This is a genomic window from Frankia sp. CgKIO3, from assembly GCF_977946435.1.
This window is the reverse complement of the sequence record NZ_CDWTMO010000054.1, coordinates 1-21,909: the sequence shown is the minus strand read 5'-3', so window position 1 is coordinate 21,909 and position 21,909 is coordinate 1. Positions and strand designations below refer to the sequence as shown.

General features: G+C 68.9%; 18 protein-coding genes and 3 pseudogenes. 6 read left to right on the top strand and 15 right to left on the bottom strand.

The genetic code is table 11. The features are described 5' to 3' along the window. Positions 1-433: 433 nt before the first annotated feature. Positions 434-790: pseudogene (locus AC08OJ_RS08670) on the bottom strand (YncE family protein); the annotation flags it as partial. A gap of 272 nt (positions 791-1,062) precedes the next feature. Between AC08OJ_RS08670 and AC08OJ_RS08665 the strand changes: the two are divergent. Continuing rightward, complete coding sequence (locus AC08OJ_RS08665; protein ID WP_476595464.1) at positions 1,063-2,187, top strand: SGNH/GDSL hydrolase family protein; 1,125 nt, start codon at positions 1,063-1,065, stop codon at positions 2,185-2,187. An 80-nt stretch (positions 2,188-2,267) separates the two neighbouring features. Here AC08OJ_RS08665 and sigJ read toward each other — a convergent pair whose 3' ends face one another. Beyond that, positions 2,268-3,146, bottom strand: a complete 879-nt coding sequence (gene sigJ, locus AC08OJ_RS08660) for an RNA polymerase sigma factor SigJ (RefSeq protein WP_476593437.1) — start codon at positions 3,144-3,146, stop codon at positions 2,268-2,270. 303 nt (positions 3,147-3,449) lie between these two features. Here sigJ and AC08OJ_RS08655 point away from each other — a divergent pair, with 303 nt between their 5' ends. Beyond that, the gene (locus tag AC08OJ_RS08655) at positions 3,450-4,145 is read left to right on the top strand and encodes an NAD(P)-dependent oxidoreductase (RefSeq protein WP_476593445.1); all 696 of its coding nucleotides are present in this window, start codon (positions 3,450-3,452) and stop codon (positions 4,143-4,145) included. 76 nt (positions 4,146-4,221) lie between these two features. On the opposite strand, the gene AC08OJ_RS08650 is transcribed toward AC08OJ_RS08655, so the two are convergent. Further along, complete coding sequence (locus tag AC08OJ_RS08650; protein ID WP_462203662.1) at positions 4,222-4,995, bottom strand: Kelch repeat-containing protein; 774 nt, start codon at positions 4,993-4,995, stop codon at positions 4,222-4,224. Positions 4,996-5,038: 43 nt separating this feature from the next. On the opposite strand from AC08OJ_RS08650, the gene AC08OJ_RS08645 reads away from it, so the two are divergent. Then, complete coding sequence (locus AC08OJ_RS08645; protein ID WP_476595463.1) at positions 5,039-5,332, top strand: hypothetical protein; 294 nt, start codon at positions 5,039-5,041, stop codon at positions 5,330-5,332. A gap of 474 nt (positions 5,333-5,806) precedes the next feature. Here AC08OJ_RS08645 and AC08OJ_RS08640 read toward each other — a convergent pair whose 3' ends face one another. Next, complete coding sequence (locus AC08OJ_RS08640) at positions 5,807-6,151, bottom strand: hypothetical protein (protein WP_476593439.1); 345 nt, start codon at positions 6,149-6,151, stop codon at positions 5,807-5,809. Positions 6,152-6,200: 49 nt separating this feature from the next. After that, a complete protein-coding gene (locus tag AC08OJ_RS08635; RefSeq protein WP_476593440.1) occupies positions 6,201-7,025 on the bottom strand; it encodes an SAM-dependent methyltransferase in 825 nt (274 codons plus the stop codon). A gap of 503 nt (positions 7,026-7,528) precedes the next feature. On the opposite strand from AC08OJ_RS08635, the gene AC08OJ_RS08630 reads away from it, so the two are divergent. Further along, positions 7,529-8,173: a TIGR03086 family metal-binding protein gene (locus AC08OJ_RS08630; protein WP_476593441.1), complete on the top strand. Its 645-nt coding sequence runs from the start codon at positions 7,529-7,531 to the stop codon at positions 8,171-8,173. Between the two features lie 16 nt (positions 8,174-8,189). Here the strand turns inward: AC08OJ_RS08630 and AC08OJ_RS08625 are convergent, their stop codons facing one another. The 3 genes from AC08OJ_RS08625 to AC08OJ_RS08615 all read right to left on the bottom strand — a co-directional run bounded on the left by AC08OJ_RS08625 (position 8,190) and on the right by AC08OJ_RS08615 (position 11,680). Then, entirely contained in the window at positions 8,190-8,642 is a 453-nt protein-coding gene (locus AC08OJ_RS08625) for a hypothetical protein (protein WP_476593442.1), read from the bottom strand. 239 nt (positions 8,643-8,881) lie between these two features. Further along, a complete protein-coding gene (locus tag AC08OJ_RS08620) occupies positions 8,882-10,021 on the bottom strand; it encodes a PP2C family protein-serine/threonine phosphatase (RefSeq protein WP_476595462.1) in 1,140 nt (379 codons plus the stop codon). Between the two features lie 150 nt (positions 10,022-10,171). After that, positions 10,172-11,680 (bottom strand): amidase, encoded by a 1,509-nt coding sequence (locus AC08OJ_RS08615; protein WP_476593444.1) that lies wholly within the window; start codon positions 11,678-11,680, stop codon positions 10,172-10,174. A 772-nt stretch (positions 11,681-12,452) separates the two neighbouring features. Between AC08OJ_RS08615 and AC08OJ_RS08610 the strand changes: the two genes are divergently transcribed. Together AC08OJ_RS08610 and AC08OJ_RS08605 are read left to right on the top strand one after the other, a co-directional pair. After that, positions 12,453-12,674 carry a hypothetical protein gene (locus AC08OJ_RS08610; protein ID WP_476595461.1) on the top strand — a complete coding sequence of 74 codons (222 nt, stop codon included), beginning with the start codon at positions 12,453-12,455 and terminating at the stop codon, positions 12,672-12,674. Positions 12,675-12,705: 31 nt separating this feature from the next. Beyond that, positions 12,706-13,014, top strand: a complete 309-nt coding sequence (locus tag AC08OJ_RS08605; RefSeq protein ID WP_011434649.1) for a GlsB/YeaQ/YmgE family stress response membrane protein — start codon at positions 12,706-12,708, stop codon at positions 13,012-13,014. Between the two features lie 136 nt (positions 13,015-13,150). Here AC08OJ_RS08605 and AC08OJ_RS08600 read toward each other — a convergent pair whose 3' ends face one another. The 7 genes and pseudogenes from AC08OJ_RS08600 to AC08OJ_RS08570 form a co-directional block, all read right to left on the bottom strand. After that, positions 13,151-14,704 (bottom strand): mechanosensitive ion channel family protein, encoded by a 1,554-nt coding sequence (locus tag AC08OJ_RS08600; RefSeq protein WP_476593813.1) that lies wholly within the window; start codon positions 14,702-14,704, stop codon positions 13,151-13,153. 235 nt (positions 14,705-14,939) lie between these two features. Beyond that, positions 14,940-15,554 (bottom strand): N-acetyltransferase family protein, encoded by a 615-nt coding sequence (locus AC08OJ_RS08595; RefSeq protein WP_476593814.1) that lies wholly within the window; start codon positions 15,552-15,554, stop codon positions 14,940-14,942. A 92-nt stretch (positions 15,555-15,646) separates the two neighbouring features. Continuing rightward, positions 15,647-15,811 (bottom strand): hypothetical protein, encoded by a 165-nt coding sequence (locus tag AC08OJ_RS08590; protein WP_476595460.1) that lies wholly within the window; start codon positions 15,809-15,811, stop codon positions 15,647-15,649. 348 nt (positions 15,812-16,159) lie between these two features. Beyond that, positions 16,160-16,630, bottom strand: a complete 471-nt coding sequence (locus AC08OJ_RS08585; RefSeq protein WP_476593816.1) for a hypothetical protein — start codon at positions 16,628-16,630, stop codon at positions 16,160-16,162. Next, positions 16,612-18,568, bottom strand: a pseudogene (gene fxsT, locus AC08OJ_RS08580) (FxSxx-COOH system tetratricopeptide repeat protein). Before fxsT ends, AC08OJ_RS08585 begins: the two are co-directional and overlap by 19 nt. A 141-nt stretch (positions 18,569-18,709) precedes the next feature. Further along, positions 18,710-19,936 (bottom strand): annotated as a pseudogene (locus AC08OJ_RS08575) (KGGVGR-motif variant AAA ATPase); the annotation flags it as partial. Positions 19,937-20,014: 78 nt separating this feature from the next. Beyond that, positions 20,015-21,508 carry a TIR-like protein FxsC gene (locus AC08OJ_RS08570; protein WP_476593817.1) on the bottom strand — a complete coding sequence of 498 codons (1,494 nt, stop codon included), beginning with the start codon at positions 21,506-21,508 and terminating at the stop codon, positions 20,015-20,017. Between the last annotated feature and the right edge of the window lie 401 nt (positions 21,509-21,909).

The following is a 21,909-nucleotide window of genomic DNA, read 5'->3' as shown; positions in this document are numbered from 1 at the left end:
GGCTAGGGCGGCCGGTTCGACCAGCCGTCGGGCGGGGGCGGGAAGATCGGCGAGGTCGGCCTTGAAGCGGCGACCTCTCCCAACGTCGCCGGGCCGATGATCCGCCGGCCGCCCTGCATGACGAGCCGCAGCAGCGGCTCACCCAGGGAAGGTGGACGCTCGTCCCGGAGGCCGATCGTGTCGTTTGTGCCGGGCCGGCGGAAGACCTGTTTGCGGCCGGGCAGGGTCTGCTCGCCGGGCGACAGCTCGCACGGCGGGTGGCCAGAGAAGTGCCGGGGAGGGACGAGGTCTGCGAGGGGGCCACGGAAGACGCGTTGTCTGTACCCTCCGCCGAGGCCGGGGAACGGCGGTGGGCATGCCCTGGCGCATCCGCCTTCCGGTTCCCGTCGGTGAGTTCCTGTGACCGTTGCAGCAAGAGGTAGGGGAGTCGTAGCTACGCATGACGTCGGGGGTGGCGCGGGAAGGTCGCGGCGCGGGCGGCGGTGAAGTATCGCATGATTCCGGTGTGGCCGAGGGAGTAGCGCCCGGGCTGCGGCCAGACGGCGAGCCCGTGCGGCTCGTGGCCCACCGGGATCTCGGTCAACAGCCGGCCGGTCGTCGGGTCCGGCCCGCCGTTCCCGCCGTTCCCGCCGGTGTCGAACACGTACACGACGTTGCTGCGCCGGCCGGACAGCCACAGCCGGGTCCCGTCGGCGTTGACGTTGCCCATGTCGGGAATCCCGCCGCCGGGGATGGCCCAGTTTGCGACGATCTTCCTGGTGGTGAAGGAGATGACCGACACGGAGCCCCGATTTACAGACCGCCACTTTGGGGTGTCGCAGGCCTGCTCTGGGCGTCGCAGGACTGCTACTCCACGTACGCCACATCCGTGGACTCCACTCTACGGCCTGTCATCATGACGGTATGACGGGTAGCGATCTCGGGCGATGCCGGTGGAGCATGCTCGTGGTGGGCCTGGTGGCGGCCGTGGCGGTCGCGGGTTGCCGTGACACAGGCGCAGCGGATGTATCCCGTAGCCGACAGAACGTTGCGGCAGCGACATCGCAACCATCTGTGACGACGGTGCCACGTTTGCGGCAGGCGATGGTGACCGTGCAGGCCGGACGCTCGCGCACAGTCGTCGGGCTGAGCGTGGTGGCCCTGCACGGCCGGGTCACCGGCCCCGCGGCATCCACAGCGTGGACGATGCTGTCGGGACCGGCCCCGGCCCGGTTCGCCGGTGACACGCCAGACACGACGGTGACCCTCCCGGTTCCGGGCAACTACGTGTTCCAGTTGACCGCGACCGACCGGTCCGGCCGTTCACGATCCTCGCGGACCAGGCTGACCGCGCTGCGCTACGTCGCGCTGGGTGACTCGTATTCCTCCGGTGACGGAGCCGGCCCCGTCGCCGACTACCTCCCGGGCAGCTACCGGCTATTCGGTGGCTGCCGACGCTCGACCGCCGCCTACCCGGCTCTCGTCCACGCCGCCCTGGCCACCAAGGACCCGCCGCCGTCCGCGACGTCTGATCCACTGTTCACCTTCGGGGCCTGCGCGGGCGCACGCATCCGGGACTTCTCCACGTCGCAGGGGCCTGGCACCCCACCACAGGACACCTATCTGGACGGGCCGGCCGACACCGTCGGACTGGTCACCCTCACCGTCGGCGGCAACGACATCGGTTTCGCCGACATCGCGGTCTACTGTGCGGCACTGCACGTGACCACACTTCTCCCGTCCTGCCGGGAGCACTCCGCACCGGCCGTCGGGACTGCTCTGAACACCCTGCAGCCACAACTCACTGAGACCTACCGGGCTATCCGACGGGCCCCCAGCCTCGCCCCCGGGGCACGGATCCTCGTCCTGGGCTATCCCCGGCTGTTCCCCGACACTTTGGACGCCCCGTGCCCGGTCAGCGTCCTCGGGAAGCTGGGGGTACGCATCCAGCCGGCCGACGCGGCCTGGTTCAACCAGACCGTCCACGACCTCAACAGCACGATCCGCGCCGCCGCGAGGGCGGCCGGCGTGACCTACGTGGACACCGAGAACGCCTTCGCCGGGCACGAGCTCTGCAGCAGTACAGGCAGTCCCCCCGACGTCGACCCCCTCGGAACGCCGTTCTCCGCCGCGTTCCACCCCAACGGCCAGAGGCAGCGCGCGCTGGCCACCGCGATCATCGCCGCCTACCTTCCCACCGGCCGTTGACCACATCCGAGGCTGACACATTCGAGACTGTCTCCGGGTCTGTCGGGGGTCTGTCAAAAACACCCCGGTCAAAAACACCCCTAGTCGGCGAGAACCAGGCGGTGGAGTTTGTCGGGGTAGAGGATCAGGTCGATGGTGGCGATCCGTCCGTCGCGCACGGTGAGGCCGGCGATGGCGATGACACCGGTCGATGTGCGCGCGACGATCCCGGCGGTGCCGTTGACCAGAGTTGGCTGGCAGTGCCGCGCGAAGCGGGGGCCTTGGATGGCGGTGTGCTGTGCGACGTCCGCGGAGCCGGTGAGCAGCGCGGGCGCGAGCCGGGTGCGTGAGCCGGTGTCGACGCGGAACACGACGTCGGGGTCGAGCACCGCGACGAGGGCGTCGAAGTCGCCGGCCCGGGCGGCGGCCAGGAACGCGGCGACGACCTTGCGCTGTGCGGCGAGGTCGGGGTCCGGGACCGTCGGGGCGCCTCGCACCCGCCGTCGGGCGCGGCTGACGAGCTGGCGGGCCGCGGCGGGGGTCCGGTCGACTATCGGGGCGATCTCCTCGAACGGCACGGCGAACATGTCGTGCAGGACGAACGCGAGCCGCTCGGACGGGGTGAGCGTCTCGAGCACGATGAGCAGCGCCAGGCCGACGGAGTCGGCGAGCACGGTCTGCTGCTCCGGGCCGTCACCGTCCTCGGCGCTGACGATCGGCTCGGGCAGCCAGGTGCCCACGAAGTCCTCCCGGCGCGCCTGGCGGGCACGCAGCATGTCGATGCACACCCGACCCACGACCGTCGTCAGCCAACCGCCGAGGTTGTTGATCGCCTCGTCGCCGGAGCGGCTCAGCCGCAGCCATGCCTCCTGGACGGCGTCCTCGGCCTCGCTGAGCGAACCGAGCATGCGGTACGCGACCGCCTGCAGCCGCGGGCGCTGGCGCTCGAACTGCTCGGCCTGCCACGTCGCATCGTCCATTGCCTGCACCCCTCGCTTGCACCCCTCCGGACCAGCCTCTCCTGAGCAGTTGACGAACGCGGCACCGCCGATGTGACGGGGCCACCCCCGTGACGCCACCCGTCTGGGTCCTGGGGACGGCTGGTGGCCGGTGGCCGGTGGCCGGTGGGCGGTGGCCGGTGGCCGGTGGGCGGTGGCCGGTGGGCGGTGGCCGGTGGCCGGTGGGCGCGGCGGTCACATCTGTCCGGCGGGATCCGACAGACATCCGACGGACATCCGACAGGCAGGTGATCCGCGTACCCGTGGGTCAGGAGGAGCGCAGCAATAAGGATTGTCGTGTTCGGAGCGAACGGGCCGACCGGCCGGCTGCTGACCGAGCAGGCGCTGGCCGCCGGTTACGACGTCGTCGCGGTGACCAGGCGACCGGCGGAATTCCCGATTACGCACGAACGTCTCGACGTCGTGGGGGCCGACGTGCACGACGCCCAGGCCGTCGATCGGGCCGTCGAAGGAGCCGACGTGGTGCTGTCGACGCTTGGCGTGCCGTTCACGCGCGAACCGATCAACATCTACAGCGACGGAATCCGGAACATCACTGCGGCGATGTTCCGGCACGGGGTCAAGCGAGTGGTCGTGGTGAGCTCGAGTGCCACCGAGCCGCATCATCATGCCGATAGCGGTTTCCTGCTTAACCGGGTCCTCCAGCCGCTGATCATCGCGACGATCGGCAAGACGACCTACCGTGACATGCGCCGCATGGAGGAACTTCTGCGCGACAGCAACCTGGATTGGACGATCATGCGTCCCTCGGGTCTGTTCGATGCGCCCGGGGTGACGAGCTACGAGCTTCACGAGGACCAGGCGCCGGGTATCTTCACCAGCCGCATGGACCTGGCCGCGAGCCTGCTCGAACAGGTGACCGAGGTACGGTTCGTGCACAAGGCGGTCGCCGTGACGACCCGCGAAGGCGCCCCGACGCTATTTCAGATGTTGCGCCGGGAGGCATTCAAGCGGGACTGACCTCAGCAAACGCGGCCGGCGGCCGGCGCCGGCCTCATGGGACAGGGCGGCCGGCGCCGGCTGGTGGTGTTGTTCGTTACTTGTTCAGTGCGGCGGCGGTGTTCAGTGTCTTGCCGGTGCTGGACGTTCCACCCAGCACGTACACCCGGCCGTCACCACCGGTCGCCGCGGCATGCCCGGCCCGGGTAGAGGGGGAGCTGGTCGGTCCGGCGGCCCACCGGTCGTCCTTCGGGGTGTAGACCTGCACCGCCCCGGTGACGTTCCCGGCGCTGTCCCGCCCGCCGATGATGTAGACCCGGCCGTCGGGGCCGGTCGCCCCGGCGGCACCCGCGACGCCGTCCGGCAGGTCGGACATCTGGGCCCACGAGCCCTTCTCGGCCGCATCCGAACCCGGTGTGTAGGCGAAGACGTCGGTGGCCGCCCGCTGTGCGGAGCCGCCGCCAGCCCCGATGCCGCCGGCGGCCAGGATCCGGCCGTCCGGCAGGGCCGTCAGGACCGGAGCCCTGTTCGCGGGCGGCGGCGCTCCGGCCGTCGACCAGCTGTCCGAGCCGGGATCGTAGATCGCCAGGGTCTTCGCGTCGAGAACGTAGATCCTGCCGTCGGTGCCGCGGACCGCGCTCGGGTCACCCATGGCGCTCGGCAGGGGCTTCCCCGCCGACCAGCTTCCGTCGGACGGGGTGTACACCTCGACGATGTCCGTGGGCTGGTTCGAGCTGCCGGACCGGCCGCCGATCGCGTAGATCCGGCCATCGAGGTCGGTCGCGGCGGCGAGATGGGTACGCGCGGTCGGCAGATCGGGCGCGTCCGTCCAGGCGTTCTTCCGCGGGTCGTAGACCTGGACCGTTCCCACCGGCGTCAGGGGGGCGACGCCCGGTGGTGACGCGGGTGAGCCGGTGCCCGTCGGTGATGCGGGCGTGGTCGGTGAACCGGTCGGACTCGCGCCGGGTGATCCGGCCAGCGGCTTCCGGGTCAAGCTGGCCGGACCCACCGTCGATGTCGTCGCGGAACTTCCGGGCGTCCCGGTGGGGGCTGGCGACTGCGTCGGTGATGCGGGTGTGGCGGCCGGTGAAGTTGGTGTGGTGGTTGGTGACGCGGTCGGGCCGGGCGTTGCCGTGGGCGTCCCCGTAGGCGAGCCCGGGGCGCCGCCGCCGGCGCCCGTCTCGGCGGCTTGGCCGCCGATCGCATAGATCCGTCCGTCACATCCCGTGGTGGCCGCGAGATGGGCACGGGGAGCTGGCAGGGCGGTAACCGTCTCCCAGCTTTGCAACGGGCCGGCGATCTGGGGCAGCGACGGGCATCTGCCGGTCGGTGCTGCCGCCTCGGCCACCGAGCTGAGCAGCCCCGGCGCGGCCAGGGCTGCTGCCAGCGTGGCGGTCAGGACGAAGGCACGCGAGGCGCACCGACGTGATGTACGGGACCAGTTCATGAAGTCTCCCCCCTCTGAGGACCGCGGGTGCGGCCCTGACCGACGGGTGGATGGCATGGGCAGATGACGGTGCACGCGCGAGAACTAGCTGTACGTTGTGCATCCTGATGCTGTGCATTCCCATTGATTCGAAGAGTAATCTCCGTTGGGTTCGGTGCCCGCGGGTCCACCCGGACGGGACGAGTGGGCCTGACGCGGTGCGGGACCATCCCCCGACGGGGGTGGGTGGCGCGGGTCAGAGGTGGCCGCGGCGGACCAACAGGGCCAGGACGCAGGCCGACGGGGCCATCGGCAGCCATACCATGATCATTCGGTAGCCGGGGGCGGCCGGCGCCACGACCACCATCCGGTCGACCGGAAGCCCGGCCGCGAGATGGCAGGCGAACGTCTGGATGCCGCCGAGCACCGGGGGGAACTTGTCGGCGACCACCAGCACGCTCGGCACGTCGACCGGGCCGGTACCGGCCCCGGCGGTACTGACCCCGGCGGGATCGGTACCCGGGGCCGGTCCGGTCCTCGCCGGGCGGATCGGCGCGTTCGGATCATCGGTGGGGCCCGGCGGGAGGGGAAATCCCCTCACGCGTCGTCCGGCCGGCGACGAGGCTGAACGAGCAGCCAGGCAGAAGTCCTCAGAGCTTGCGGCCCACTCCGCAGAACTGCTGCACCTCGGCCGGGATACCGAGATCATTGGAGGCCGGCCGCCACCGCGAGCACGAGACGACGCCGGGCTCGAGCAGCTCGACCCGGTCGAAGAACACGGCGATCTGTTTCGCGTCGCGAAAGACAATGGGTGGTGTGGCGTTCTCGTTCCAGAACTGCCGCACCCGCTCCGCCTCCTCGGGATAGACCTCGTTGCTGGCGTGGGCGATGGCCAGATAACTACCGGACGGCACAGCATCCAGGAGCCGGTGCACGATCCGCAGCGCTTCCTCGGCATCCTGAACGAAGTTCAGCACCCCCAGCAGGGTGAGCGCGACCGGCCGGGTGAAGTCCAGCGTTCGGGCCGCGGCTTCCAGGATTCGGTCGGTATCCCGGATGTCGGCCTCGAGGTAGTTGGTGGCGCCCTCCGGGGTGCTGGTGAGCAGCGCTCGGGCATGCACCAGAACAAGAGGGTCGTTGTCGACGTAGACGATGCGCGATTCCGGTGTGATCTCCTGGGCAACCTCATGGGTGTTTCCGGCGGTGGGCAGCCCGGTCCCGATGTCGAGGAACTGACGGATACCTGCCTCGCCGGCCAGGAATTGCACGGCTCGGGTGAGGAAACCCCGGTCGGCGCGGGCGGTGTCGACGATGTGCGGAAGTATCTGCTGGACCTGGTCGCCCACCGCGCGGTCGGAGGCGAAGTTGTCCTTGCCACCGAGCCAGTAGTTCCAGACCCGGGCGGTGTGCGCGACATCCGAATTGAATTGGGGCTTCTCCGCCAGCCCCTCGGGGGCATATGCGTCGTCGGTCATGTTTGGGTCCTTCCTCCGCTTCGGTGGATTCTGCCTGGTGTGAGCGTAGTCCTCTGCCCGCTCGTCACCCGGAGCCGGTTCGCCGGTCCGGTTCACCGGTCCGGTGCGGCGGTCCGGTGCGGCGTCCCGACAACCAGCCCGGGACTGTCCCTCTCGCCTCGTGGGAAACCTCCGCGGCGGAGCTGGAAGCCAGATTTATGACCGTCTACCACAACGCCCCGAGGACTACCACAATGCCCCAAGGAACACCAGTGATTCGTCTCCCCTACTGGGACGGTTCCGCAAGCAGCACGGTCGCGAACCGCGATGCAACGGGCCATCGTGAGGCAACGGGCCATGAGGCAACGGATCGTGAGGCCGTCGCGGCAGGTGAGAGTGCATGCCGATGTGCGGGGTAGGCCGGTGGGGTCTGCGGATCGCCGGCCGGAACCGAGTCCACCCCGGTCCGGGACGACCCGCGCGGGCCCGGGATCGGTACCGCGACGGATGAAGGGAGCGGTGCGATGGCGACCATGCTGACCGTCGCGGAACGTCACGACGCGCTCGTCCGGGCGCTGGATCTCTTCGACGCGCAGGTGCGGGCGGTGCCGCCCGGCGGGTGGGATGCGCCCACGCCCTGCCGGGACTGGAACGTCCGCGCGCTCGTCAACCACCTCACCGTGGAGCAGCTATGGGTGCCGCCGCTGCTGGCCGGCCTCACCATGGCTGACATCGGCCCCCGGTTCGACGGCGATCAGCTCGGGGCGGATCCCGTGGCGAGCTGGCCGGCGGCGGCCCGTGGGGCACGGGACGCCTGGAACCGCCCGGGAGCCTGGGCGTCGGTGCCGGTCCTCTCCTTCGGCCCCACGCCGGCGAGCGAGTACGCCTTCCAGTTGACCGCCGATCTACTGATCCACGGCTGGGATCTGGCGCGGGCGATCGACATGCACGGCCGGCGGGCCGGTGACACCTCGTTGGCGGCGGGCGTCGGGTCCGACCGGGACCTCGTGCACCGGGTCCACGAGCACTTGGCGTCGCAGATCGACGCTTGGCGGGCGGCCGGCATCTTCGCCCGCCCGGTGCCGGTCCCGGATGACGCCGACGAGTGGACGAGGCTGCTGGCCCTCACCGGCCGCTCGCCCGACTGGCGGCCCGGATCCGGCGGATAGCTCGGCACAACGGATATCAGCACAACGGGTAGATGAGGATGGGGGCGCCCGACCCGCCGGGTGCGGAGGTAGCCGGGGCCGCGCAGCTGTGTTGCGGGCTCGGTGCCGTGGGTGTAGACGGGTCCTCGCCACTTGGCACCGGGTGTTTCGCCCCGCCCGCATCCGTCGGTGCCGGTGACACGGTGGCCGGCGAAGGCCCGTTCTTCGGGGAGGGGCCCACCGTGAGTGGCGAGGGATCCGAGCCGCCGCCGATGCCCAGCCTGCCGATCGCTGCCGGCAGCGAGCCGTCCTTGGCGACGGGGACCTCGGCCGCTGCCGCGGCGCCCTCGGCGCGTCCCCAGCTCACCCGTAACCCGGACGTCGCGATCAGACCGCCGACGGCGAACGCGGCCACGGCGCTCACAACGACGAGCAGGGCCAGGAGCAGCCGCACGGTGCGACGGTCACCGGAATCCACCGGAAAGCTCACGACCGTCTCCGACCGTCCGGCGTATCGATACCTGGAGTGAATACCCGTGAGCACAACTGTAGGCGTCGGTATCCGACGGCGGCCACGGAATCCCTCCGCATTGGGTGACCGTAGCTGATCGCGACGGGCTCCGCGGGGCAGCGGCACGCCGGATGGGAGTCGGATCTTGGGCCGAGGGGCCGCCCGGGTCTCGCCGGGCTCAGGAGCTCAGGAGCTCAGGAGCTCAGGAGCTCAGGAGCTCAGGAGCTCAGGACGCCGGCTCCCGTCCCGCCACTCGGTCCCGCCTCCCGCTCGGCCAGCAGCACCGCGAGGTCGTCCTGCAGCCTGCCGTCCACATGGGCGCGCAGAGCCCCGGCGAGACGGTCGAGTGCGTCGTCCTGGCTGCCGCCCCGCAGCAGGTCCAGATGATCGTCCAGGGGGAAGAACCGCCCCCGGCCGTCCCGGGCCTCGGTGAGACCGTCGGTGAACAGCAGCATCCGATCGCCGACCGCCCAGCTCGCCGTCGTGACGGAGAAGCGCTCGGCCAGCCCGAGTGGCGGACTGGGCGACTTCAGTTCCAGCGTGGTGCACTCGTCCGCCGAGACCAGCCGCGGCGGGTGATGCCCGGCCGAGCACAGGCCCAGCCGACCGTCCGGGTGGATGTCGACGATGAGCGCCGTCACGAAGTCCTCGGGTTCGGCCTCCCGACCCACCGCGCGGGCGCAGGCGGCGGCCACCTGTTCCGGGTCGAGCCAGGTCACCGCCGCCTCGCGGAAGGCGCCGAGCACTATCGAGGCCAGCCGGACCGCCGGCAGGCCCTTGCCGCGGACATCACCGATGATCATCCGGATGCTCTGCGAGGTGGAGACGACCTCGTAGAGATCGCCACCCACCGACGCCTCCTGGGCGGCGGAGAGGTACCGAGCCGCGAAACCGGCCCCGTTGAGCCGGCTTGGGACCGCCGGTAGCGGTGCCTGCTGCGCGACCTCGGCAACCGCTTTGACCTGGTGCAGTTGTGAGCGTTGCCGCTCCCGGTGCGCGCAGATGTAGACGGCGATCACGGACTGGAGGGCGACCAGCGTAGTCGCGGCGAGATGCGGACCGGTCCCGAACCAATGATCCCAGAACCCGGAGAGGAGTGCCGTGATCACTGTCAACGCTCCGACCGCGGCGGTGACTCGGGGTGGACTGGTCGCCGCGATGATCAGTGGCCCGAGACCGAAGTACCCGACCAGGATCAGGCCGGGCGTCGCGTCGAGGACGATGACCGTGACGAGGACGAGCGTTCCGGCGATGAGGGGACGGACATCCTCCACCCCGCGGAGCCTGCTGAGTCTGCCCAGTCCGCCGGGTCTGCTCAGTCCGCCGGGTCCGCCAGCGCCTGAACGACATCTTCGCATGGGTCATTGTCCCGGCCGGATCGGGGTTCCGTGAGAGGCCCTCGCATTTCGGCTATTCGGTAACACCCCGCTACCCGTAAGGTCAGGTTGGTCCGTGGACCAGGTCGGCCTGTGGGCCAGGTCGGGTCGGGTGCCCGTCGGGTCAGATCGTCAGATCGCGTGGGCCGAGCGTTCTCCCGGCTGATGGAGGTGCCAGCGCTCGCTGTCCTCCAGCTGCGCCGCGAGGGAGATCAGCAAGGTCTCGCTGTTCGCCGGCCCCATCAGCTGGGCGCCGACGGGCAGTCCCGCCGCGGTGCGTCCGGCCGGTACGTTGACGGCCGGCCAACCGAGGACGTTCCACGGCCAGGTGTAGGGGCACGCCGCCACGATCGCCTGGTCGGTGGCCCAGTTGCTCTCCCGGTTGAGCTCGCCCACCCGGGGCGGCGGCGTGGCGGTTGTCGGGGCGAGTATGACGTCGACCCGCCGGAAGATGCGGCCGATGTTGAGCCGGGCCAGTGGCTCCGCGGCGCGTGTCAGCGGGAGGAACGGGCGCAGCATCCGTCCGGTCCGCGCGTTGGCCATGGTCCGCGGGTCGAGCAGGGTGGGATCGGGCACCCGCCCGGCCCAGTCGCGGATGCCGTCCATGGACCGCGGCAGGAAGATCGTGCCAAGCAGGCCGTAGGGCGGCTCCACCGGCACGATGTCGTGCCCGCAGCGGGCCAGGATCTCGGCCAGCCGTTCCACGGCGGCCCGGACGGCCGGATCGAGGGCCACCGGCATCCCGCTGTACGGGTGGTGCAGGGAGAGCCCGATCCGCAAGCGGGAAGGGGGATGGCCGGCGGCGGTGAGGAACGGCTCGGCCGGCGCCGGCGGTCGAGCCCGGTCGATGGGCAGGCTGCCGGACAGGATGTCGAGCAGCAGGGCCCCGTCGGCGACGGTTCTGGTTAGCGGGCCGTAGACAGTGAGCCCGTTGAACTGCTCGCGGACCGGGGCGCTCGAGATGCGCCCGCGCTGCGGTTTGATCCCGACCAGGTGGGTCCAGGCGGCGGGGATGCGCACGGAGCCCGCCCCGTCCGAACCGATCGCCGCCGGTACCAGCCCCGCAGCCACCGCGGCCGCCGCGCCTCCGGAGGAGCCGCCGGGAGAGTAGTCGAGATCCCACGGGTTACGGGTCACCCCGAACGCCCGGCCCTCGGTGAACGGCCACTGCCCGAACTCGGGGGTGTTGGTCTTGCCGATGATGATGGCACCGGCCGCCTTCAGCCATCGCACCATCTCGCTGTCCCGGACCGCGGGGGAGAATTCCCCCATCGCGCCGAAGGCCGTGGGGGTACCGGTCAGGTCGGTGTCGTCCTTGATCGCAATGGGCACGCCGAGTAGTGGTCGCCATCCCGTCGCGCCCCACCAGCTGCCGCGGGCGTCCCGGCTGAGTCGGCCGGACCGGCTCCCGCGGGCGGCGAGTGCGACGTCCGCCGCCTCGGCCTCTGCGAGGGCAGCCTCGGCCCGTACCCAGCGGAAGGCGTTAACGGTGGTTTGGGTCGCCGCTATCCGGGCCAACGCGGCTTCGACGAGCTCGCGGGACGTCATCTCGCCGGAGGCGAGGCGTGCGGCCAGTGTGCGGATGCCTTCGAGTGGACCGTTCCGGTCGGCTGCGGAGGACATTGTGGGCACATCCGACATCAGCCACCCCCTGACGCTCATGGCTGCTGTCCGAACCGTAGCCGACGCCGGGTCGTCCGCACCGTCGATCGCCCGATACCTCCCATTATCACCTGCTGTGGGTGCATTGGGGAAATATGATCTATGATCGATATATTGGTCGTTATGTGGCATTTGTGTGTTTATGGATAGTATTAGGTATCGGTGATGCGGCCCCGTGTCCCGTCAGGGCGCCCACATCGGGTTATCCGCATTGATTCCGGGTATGACAATGAGAAGTACGGCTAGTGAACATCCCGCCCGGTCGGGTTTCTCTGCGCGCCACGGGGAGCCGCCGGTAGTCCTGATCGTAGATGCGGCCCGGCCAGTTGGTCCGCGTCGGTCCCGGTCGGACGGGCTGAGCGTGATGCCAGCTCAGCCGTTGACCAGCTCAGCCATCGATTCCAGGTCGGACCCGGTCCCCAGGTCAGACACCGAACACCTTCCAGGGAGGAACCGAACGATGCCAATGGACCCGAGTTCAGTGATGCCGGAGCCCGCACGGACCGCGCCGCTTCCTGCCGACGACACGACCACGGTTCCGTTCGCGCGCCCCCCGGTCCCCCCGGTCCCGACCGGTACCGAGAGTGTAGATTCCGGCCCGGCACCCGGCCTAAACGGTCACGGTTCCCCGGCGCCGAGCCCCGACGTCATCACCGCGACCACCGCCACCTCAAGTGTTAGTGGCCCGGGAAACGTCAGTAGCTCGGGCCTGGCCGATGCGGACACGACCACCCCGGGCACCAAGGCCAGAGTGGCCGGCGGAGCCGCCGAGGTGCGCCAGAAGGTCAACGAGGCCGTCCAGACCCTTGCTCCCCATGTGTCGGTCGCCACCGAGAAGACCCTCGCCACCAGCGGGAAAGCCGCGCGGTCCGTCGGGCAGCGGATGCGGAGCAACCTGAAGGCCACGGGCGGGGTCCTGGCCGGCACGGTGGTGCTGCTGCTGGTCCGGCGGGGACGGCCGCGCCGGGGATAAGTAATCCAACCACCTCGGTAGGGAGAAAACAATGATTACCTTCATTGTCGTCATGATTTTGCTCGGACTTGTCGCCGGGGCCGTCGCACGCGTGTTGCTGCCCGGCCGGGATCCCATCGGGATTCTCGGCACCATTGTGGTGGGAATCATCGGATCTTTCGTCGGAGGATTCCTCGGCTACGTCCTATTCAATAAGGATGTCGGCGAAGGCGCTCTGCAGCCGTCTGGCATTCTCGGGTCCATCATCGGTGCCATCCTGGTTCTCCTGGTGTGGCGGAACGTGGGGGGCCACGGCGGCCGGTCGGGGTCTACCCGCAGCCGTCGTTACGCCCGCCGGTAATCGCGATACCCGTCGGCGACCGGGTGACCGCGGCCCGGTCGGCAGCACGCAGAGCACCTGCTCTGACCCGACACCTGCTCCGGCCCGGGCCCTCCATACCTGCGGAGGACCCGGGCCGGAGCCTTCTGTGGTGTCGTTATGCGCCTTCGGTGTCGTTATGCGCCTTTGGTATCGTTTGGCGTCGGGTCGATTCTCCCGGGTGTGCCGCGTCGTCATCGTCGTCGCCGGGCGGTGGAGAAGAAGCGGAGCTGTCGTGCTCGTCGATCTTGCTGGTCCCGCTGAAGTTCCGTGCCCGTTCCGCGGCGTCGGCACTCGCGCCGGAGAACAGCCGGGCGTCCTCGGCGGCATCGGCATGCGCATCCGCGGGCGCGGTGCTCGTCCCGCCCCCCGTATCGGTCTCCGCCTCCCGGCTCGCACTGCCGGCGGTGGTAACCGCGGCCGAGTTCGTGGCAGCCATGATCGTGGGGGAGAGGAGACCCTGCACTGGGACGGGAACCACCCGCGCTGGTGCTTCGTCGAGGCGGATGCCGTTCGTCTTGCGGAGCCGGTCGGACCTGCTGCCGGGGTGGTCGCGGCCGTCGCGGTCATCGGGCCGGCCCTGATCCGGGAGGCGCAGACCGAGCAGGTGCGCGGAGGCGTCGAACTCGATGCGGGTCCGGGGCAGGGCTGTCGGATGGTTGTGCTGCACCCATCGGACGAGTGCCTCGCGCATGTGGCAGCGCAGGTCGAACACGGTCGGTCCGTCCTTGCCGCTGACCAGGACGCGGATGCGGATGTGATCACCGATGGCGTCGGTGACCTGCAGGACGCAGACCCGCTTGTCCCACAGGTCCGTGGCGTCCAAGACCCGGTGCATCTCGGCCCGCATCTCGTCGATCGGGATTGCCCAGTCCAGGTCCAGCTCGACGGCACCGAGGACCGCGGACTCTTTGCGGGTCCAGTTCTGGAATGGTGTCGTGGTGAAGTAGGTCGACGGAAGGACCATCCGCCGGTCATCCCAGATGTGGACGACGACGTAGGTGAGAGTGATCTCCTCGATCCTGCCCCACTCCTTCTCGACCACCACCACGTCGTCGACCCGGATGGCGTCGGTGAAGGCCAGCTGGAGTCCGGCGAAGACGTTGGACAGCGAGGTCTGGGCGGCCAGCCCCGCGACGATGCCGACCACGCCGGCCGAGGCGAAGATGCTGGCGCCGGCGACGCGGACGCTCGGGAACGTCATGAGCATCGAGGTGCCCGCGATGATCGAGATGATGACCACCGTGACCCGTCGGAGCAGGGTGACCTGGGTGCGCACCCGGCGGGCATGCCGGTTGTCGACGACATCCACCCGGTAGCGGGCGAGCGCGAGGTCCTCGAAGGTGAACGCGAGCACCGTGACGCACCAGGCGATTCCAGCGATAAGGGCGACATTGGACACCCGCAGGGCCGCCTCGGTCCAGGCCTGTTCAGCCGTGGAGTTGAGGCCGACGAGCAGGGCCACCAGCACGAGCGTGAGTCGCGTCGGCCGCTTACCGTGCTGTGCGAGATCGGCGACGATCTCCGAATGGCGGCCGATCCGTCTGGCCATGCGGTGCAGCAACACGGAGACGGCCAGGGCCAGCAGGAGCGCACCGCCCAGGATCGTCAGGACGGCGATGGTCGATCGCATGTCGGAGAAGGACAGATCGGGCGCGGCGCTCAGATGCACAGACAGGCTCCTCGTCCTGGGCCATGGGCAGGAGGGGACGGGCACCATGGCATGGTTGGACGGCGCGGGTCGCGAACCCGCGCCGGTGCGTCCTTCTCCACGTCTCTCGGTATCCCTCGCTACCCTCCGCGGCCCTCAGTATCCCTATCCCTCAGTATCCCTCCGGATCCTCCGGTGAGGATTCCGGCGACGGTGCTCCCCTCTCTGCCAGGGGCGCAGGCACCCGGTGCGCCGGTCAGTTCTCCCGGGCGGGCAGGAAGCGGTACATCACGTAGAGGTCGACGTCGCCGAGCCAGGGATGGCGGAAGGCCGCCGGAAGGGTCCCGACGAGGCGGAACGCCAGCGAGCGCCACAGCGCGACCAACCGTGGATTGGCGGCGACGACGACGTTGAGCTGCATCGCCCGGTAGCCGAGATCGGCCGCGTACTCGATCATCTGCTCCGCGGCCTGCCGGCTGACGCTCTCCCAGCGGTCGCCCCCGGCTCCCCGGCCGCCGTAGTAGCTACGTCCCCCGTACGGCCCGTAGCCCTGGTACATTCCGGCCCCGCCGCGCGGAGCCCCGTGATCCACCCGCTTAGGATCAACGAGCAGTACCGCCTGGACGACATGATCTCCCAGGCCCGGCTGGCTCGGTGTGAGCAGTGCGGTCGCGATGATCGAGGTATCGCCCGGGCCGTCGTCCTCCTCCATCACCAGAACCTCGGCCGGCGGGGGCAGCATCCACGCGCTTTTCGCGACGTCCTCGTCGGTGTCCGGTGTCCAGGCGCAGGTCTCGCCCTCGACCACAACGGCCCGCCAGATCGGCCAGATCGCGCCCCAGTCTTCCTCTGATGCCCGCCGTGTCCGCACAGATCGATCCTGCCTGTTCACCGGGCCGGAAGGTAAAGGACCTGGAGCGCCGGACCCGCGGCAGTCACCCATCCTGGCATTCGGCGGCTCGGTCACCGGCCGGGTTTTAAGATCCGGTCGACGGCGTAATCGCTGCATCCCTGCAGATGAACCCGGCCCATCAGGTGATCGGGATGGTCGGCGCGGGGCCACACGGAGAGATTCGTCATGGCATAGCCGTCCGGGTGGTTGATCCAGCGTTCGCCGCTGAGATTCACCGCCCCATCGGTGCAGGTGATCCAGACGAGAAACGCACTGGTGGGAACCTTCGGACTGGTCGGCAGCGGAGAGAAGTCGAAAGTGGCCCACAACACGCCGCCGGGTGCGGCGATGATGCTCAGTAGATGATGAAACCCCTGCCCCCTGGTGCTGCACTAGCCTGCGGCCGGCTGCCGGACGGCCCGTACGCTGCACCTGGTAACAGGCAGAGCCTCCGGAGGCCGTCTCCTGAGTCGCCGGGCACCCGGGTCAGGGTGGGGGTGGGTCGATCTCGAGGTCGATGCGATCGCCGGCCCGCACGGACGCGATGATCGGATGGTCGGCTCCCAGACTCTCCCCGAGTGTGGCTAGAACATTTGCCTCTCCCCGAATGTGGCTAGAACATTTGCGCGTAGCGCATCTGCCGTCTCGGTCTCGCTGAGGGCGGACAGGTCGATCGCCAGATTGGCGGAGGCGATCAGGGTGGTCGGGTGGTCATCGCCGAGCCGGTTCCGCAGGTGAGAGACGGCGTCCTCGTCGAGACTCCGCGAGCTCATTATCTGGTTACTGTCGTAGCGGCAGTTGGCTAGATTGAGCATGCATGACACCGTGAAAGGGTGATCGTCGGAGAGAACGGCCCGTAATCTGTTCCCCGTTTCCTGGGCGAGGGCGCCGGCTTCGTCCGGGTCGCCATCGAGCCGAATGGCGACGACCAGTGCGTTAGCCGCCGCGAGGGTGTAGAGATTGTCCGCGCCAAGCCGGCGCTTGGCCTGTTGGAAGGTGTTCTCGGCCAGCTTTCGCGCAGCCGGTACCTCCCGGCTCAGGCACAGATCGCCCACCAGGCTGATGGCTGCGGTGAGGGTTTCAGGATGATCTTCTCCCACGTAGGTCCGGAACTTCTTGAAAGCCTCCTCCGAGGTATGGCGGGCCGCGCCCGCCCTGCGCGCCGTAGTGTGACCGCGTAGTTCCGCAAGGAGCGCAAGGTGTCCGGATGATTGATACCGAGGATATCCCGGCATCGGGTCAAGGTCTCCTGAAGGATTTTCAGGGATTCTCGGTAAAGGCCACATTCGCGTAGGTCCCGGGCGTGACTGTCGGCATACTGAAGGGTGAGGATGTCGTTTTCACCGCTTGCCCGCAGCTGACGGATGTAGACATCCTCTCCGGTCTCGAGCGCGAGCCGGAAGTCACCGAAGAAGCGCAGCGAGACCGCGATGTTGTTGGCCGTGCTGATCGCGCCCGGGTCGTCCAGGATCGCCATGTCCCGGTAGCGGGCGTAGGTGTCCTCGTCGAGGCGTCGGGCCTCCTGGTAGTCACCCATGCCGCGCAGGTCCCCGCCGAGTGCCCGCGCGGCGCGGAGCGTGAGGGCGTCGTTGCTGCCGAACAGGCGGGTCAGGCGATCGTGGGCAGGCTGGTCGAGTCCCTTGGCCTGGTCCGGCTCCCCCAGCGCCCGCAGGCTGTCGGCGAGGTCGAGAGCGAGCGTCAGGGTCCGCTTGTCGTTATCGCCGAAGACGTCACGCCAGATGTCGAGGGTGACGCTCGCCAGATCCCTGCATCCCCAGTGATCGCGTTGCTCGTAGAGACACTGGACCTGGTTCGAGACGAGCCGCGACACCTCCTCGGAGGCCGACCCCACCGCGCCGGAGGGCACCAGGTGCGGTCGGATCAGGGAGTAGCGGGGCCATGTCTCGGGGCGGTCGGGCTCCAGCGGGTCCGCCGCCGCCAGCAACGCATGGACCCGGCGGCGGACACCGGTGCGTTGGTCGGGTGTGAGGTCGTCGCGGATCACCGCCTGGACGAGCCGGTGTATCTCCAGGCTCTCGTTCTTCTGATCTACCCGGACCAGGGCGTGCTCGCTGATCTGCCGGACGGCCTTGGCCAGTACGAAGGAGTCCCGGAACTCCTGATCCTCGGCATCGGTCAGGTCACGTAGCCCCGCACCGGCAAAGATCTGCAGACTGATCGGTTCTGGGCCGAAGAAGGCACACAGCTCGGCGAGCCGCGCCGCCGTGGGAATCTCGCTGCGTAGCCGCTCCATGGACAGCAGCCAGGAGGGGGTAGGTCGGGATCTCGCCCTCGAGCAGCAGCGGCCCTGGGCTTCGGTCAAGAAGTTCCAGGTACCGTTCCGCGGTCATCCCGGTCTCGGCGTGCCAGGCGCCGGCGTGCTCGAGCGCCAGCGGAAGGTCCCCCAGCGCCTCGGCGAGCTGCGTGGCGACCTCCGTGGTCAGCGCCGGAGCCCGCCGCCGCAACAACGCGACACTCTCCTCCCGGCTGAACATACCGATCTCCACCCGCTCCTGCCTGCCCTGCCAGCGCTGGTTGCGCGAGGTGATGAGCACGTGCCCGGGGCCATGCGGGATCAGTGGCGCCACATCATCGGGGGAGTCGGCGTTGTCGAAGACGAGGAGCCAGCGTGGATACGGATCACCCCGGCGCAGGGCGTTCACCACCTCGTCAACCGGTTCCCGCCCCTCCCGGTGCGGCAGGCCCAGGTCGGCGGCCAACCGAGCCAGACTGCTGCGGACCAGCGCCGTCTGGTCGCACCCGATCCAGCAGACCAGATCATAGGACGCCCCGAACCGGAACACATACTCCGTGGCTACCTGCATCTTACCCACGCCGGCGAGGCCCTGCAGAACCTGGGTACTGACGGGCGCCCCGCCCACCCCGAAAAAGCGGTTGCGCAGCCCGACCAGGAGAGCCTCTCGTCCGATGAAGCTCGGGTTGTGCTCCGGTACCCCTGTCCAGACCTGGGGCGGCGAGCCGGGGAAACGCACGTTCGCCGCCACGCCGATCTCCCGGCGGAGTTGCGTGGCCCGGCGGGTCGGACGTCCCGTCGTGGCAAGCAGCGTCTGCCGTGCGGGCGCCTCGTCGAAACCGACGAGGTCGGCATACTCCCGGTTGGTGAACTCGGCCGGCAGCTGGAAGTCCTCGATGCGGACGGGCACGAGCAGCCGACCCGTCCCGTCCGGATCGCTCGCGACCGTCCTGCGCCATCTCTCCAACGCCGGCGGTGAGCGGACGTACGCCGATGACAGGATGACGACTGTTCGGAAATGACCGGCCGCGGGGACGGCGCCCTGATCGATCCGGTTCCCGGTGCCCGGGCCCGCCTGTTCCAGCCTCGTGGCGAAACCGGCGCTCTCGAGCTCGGTGGCGATCCAGTCCGCCCAGTTCCGGTCGGCGGAGGCGTAGCTCACCACGATGTTGGTCGGGATGGACACCGTGGTCCGCTCGAAGACCGCGAGATTGCGGCGGCGCTGCGTCTCGTCCAGCGTCGAGAGGGAGCGTACCTCCCCGTTGGTCAGGTACGAGGTAAGCCTTTCATAGGCGGCGAGAAGAGTGCCCTCCTGCAACGGGCGGTCCCCGAAGACCGCCAGGATCTCCTCGTACGCATAATACGGCTTGTATGGAACCTCCACATCGCCCCAGTACCGTTCCTTCTCCCGGGCGCTCATGTTCCGCGGAAACGGATCGAAGATCGCACGGGCGAAGTCCCGGCCCAGCTCAAGTTTTTTCTGCTCACCGTCCTCGACCCGCGTGGGCACCGGTAGATGGCCGATTTCACCGTCCTTGTCCTGTGCGCTGATCGACTGGGCGACGGCGGCGGCACCCTCGATGCTCTGGGTACTGAGTGTGAAGCAGTTTACGACGATATCGGGCAACTGCACGGTGCATATTCCGGCGGTGTCGCTCAGCCCGGTCCGGCTGTCGATGAGGATCCAGTCGTAGGACGACCGCATGTTCTCCGCGAGTGCGTCGATGAAATCGGCCCCGTTGTGCGTGTCGTAGAAGGTGCTCCAGTCGAAGGTGCTGAGCCGGCGGGAGTAGGCTGCGTCGTGACGACCGGAGCAGACGAAATCGATTGTGCCGTTGGCCGGAAAGGACCAGGTCAGAGACACCGCGTACGGCATGATCGCGGTCGCCCGCTCGAACCAGTCTTCCTCGCCGGCGGTCGGCAGCGACATCACCGTCGCGGTGAAATCCCAGATCATGTCCATGACGCCGCGGGTCGTCCGCAGATCCGGGTCGTGGTGGAACGGATGGAAGTACCGGTGGAGCCCGGGCGTCTCCAGATCCCAGTCGACGACGAGCACCCGCCGTCCGTTGCTGGCGAGCAGCCATGCGACGTTGGCGAGCGCCATGGATCGGCCCGTGCCGCCCTTGTAGGAATAGAAGGTGACGATGCGTCCCGAATCCCGTTCGTTCACTGGCGCCCTCTCCTACGGGCCGTTGAGGAACGGACGGCGGCGGTGGCTCGGCGGGCGCTGGCGGAAGATGGTCTGGCCGGCGAAGATGCGCGCCTGCAGATCCGTCAGGATCTGCACGAGCGCGTCCGCGAACTTCTCGTGGGACTGCACCTGCTCCTGGAAGAGACCGTCTCGGCGCAGCATGTTGTTCGGCAGGGCGCTGGCGAGGGTCTCGAACAGCCGTTCTCTGTTTTCGTGCGTCTCCTCGTCGTCCGGATTCCAGGGCACGAGCACCCCGGTCGTCGGTTCGTTCCGCTGGTCGTATTCGAGCAGCGCGCTACGGAACGGTTCCATGGTGGCGGTCCACAGATCGACGATGAAGACGACGATCTCGTTGCGCGTGCGCGACCGCTTGAGCAGCGTGGAGATGCCGGTCTGCAGCATGACGATGTCCGAAGACATCTCCTGGCCCGCGGCAATGAACTGGGCGGAGACGCAGACCCGTTGCTTGTGATGCGGATGGTAGGGCTTCCACTCGTCGTACTGGCTGCCGTAGTAGCTCAAGTGCCGGCGCAGGGCGGCGAGTTCGCTGGCCGAAGTCACGGCGAGAACGAAGGTGACTCGCTTCGGACCGCCGACGTGGTCGGCCGGCTCCGGGCCGGCTTCCTGCGTGCGGACAGCGGTGGAAGGTCCGTCCCGGTCACCACGGGGCCCAATGTACGTGGCCGGCCCGGTTCCCGCCGTCGACTCGAGGATACTTGTCGGCCCGGTCACCGGGTGTGTCGTGGGTTCGGTACCGGCCAGACCCGTGCCCTGGTCTGCCTCTGCCTCGGTCGAGGCCACCGAGTGCGGCGGCGGGACCGGGTCCTGGATCAACTCCGGCACCTCGGACCGAGGCGGGGCAGGGCGCCGGTCACCCCATTGATCAAACGCGCTGGGCACGGTGTCGAAGCCGGGGATCTCCGCCATGGGCGGCAGAGCGGTCTCTGCCGCGAGTCGTACGATCCGATCGGACAAAGCTACCAGGAACTCCTGGTACTCGTCGTGGTTCCGGTTCAGCTGGAGAAGATACCGTAAGCCGAACTTGGCGTACTCTTGACCGAGATCTTCGTGATTGTACTGCAGTCGGGCCAGAATCGAGGGCGGCGGGCGTAAGGGGATCCACATCACTGGTAGGAGGACGGGTGCCCGCCCCGCGCCCGTCTCCTCCAGGTGGCGGAGGCGGTCCTCGAAAACTTGCCATTCCCGGCCGCAGTACTCACTTGTAAAAAAGGTGGGGGAGCATATGGCGACGAAAGTTCGGCAGCGGGCCAACGCCGAGGCGAGTTCCCGTGACCAGGCGTCGCCCGGTCGGATACTCGAGGTATCGAGAAACCCCACCTCGTCTGCCCTCGGATGCCCGCAGCGGACCCGGACCTCGTGCCGCAGATCCCGGAAGAAGCGGGCGAGAAACGGGCCGTCCTCGCCGTCCGCGCGGGCGTAGCTGAGAAAGAAGTACAGCGGCGGCCCGTCCGTCGCCTCAGGCATGTCCGTCGGTATCGGGCCCGGCCGGCCGGTCGAACCGTAGTCGGTCTGGCCGACCGGGGGCATCGGAGCGGTCTTTTCCGGTACGAGGCGGTCGCTCACCCCTCGATCTGTGAATGATCTCCCCCGGCACCGAGGCCCCCTCTTTCCAACACGGTGTGGCCGGAACGCGCTGCGACCACACGTCACAACCTATGCGGGTGCAGGCAAGTGAGAACTGAGTCTACGGCGTGGTCTCCCAGCCGGTTGTCGTCTAGATTGCAGGTGTGGGCGGCGGTGACCGGCGGCAAAGTGCAGCAGGCGCTGCGGTGTCAGGTGCCGCTCTCGTGGTCTGTCCGGGAAACCAGCAAAGGACGGGATGGGGGACCGGCGGATCCGGGTCGATGTCGTCGTCGCCGGGCAGG

What these genes read in the sequence shown, in the direction of transcription:
- sigJ (WP_476593437.1), bottom strand. Translation starts at nt 3,146, where the DNA reads ATGGACGATGCGACGTGGCAGGCCGAGCAGTTCGAGCGCCAGCGCCCG.
- AC08OJ_RS08635 (WP_476593440.1), bottom strand. Translation starts at nt 7,025, where the DNA reads ATGACCGACGACGCATATGCCCCCGAGGGGCTGGCGGAGAAGCCCCAA.
- AC08OJ_RS08630 (WP_476593441.1), top strand. Translation starts at nt 7,529, where the DNA reads ATGGCGACCATGCTGACCGTCGCGGAACGTCACGACGCGCTCGTCCGG.
- AC08OJ_RS08620 (WP_476595462.1), bottom strand. Translation starts at nt 10,021, where the DNA reads ATGCGAAGATGTCGTTCAGGCGCTGGCGGACCCGGCGGACTGAGCAGA.
- AC08OJ_RS08615 (WP_476593444.1), bottom strand. Translation starts at nt 11,680, where the DNA reads ATGTCGGATGTGCCCACAATGTCCTCCGCAGCCGACCGGAACGGTCCA.
- AC08OJ_RS08605 (WP_011434649.1), top strand. Translation starts at nt 12,706, where the DNA reads ATGATTACCTTCATTGTCGTCATGATTTTGCTCGGACTTGTCGCCGGG.
- AC08OJ_RS08570 (WP_476593817.1), bottom strand. Translation starts at nt 21,508, where the DNA reads ATGCCTGAGGCGACGGACGGGCCGCCGCTGTACTTCTTTCTCAGCTAC.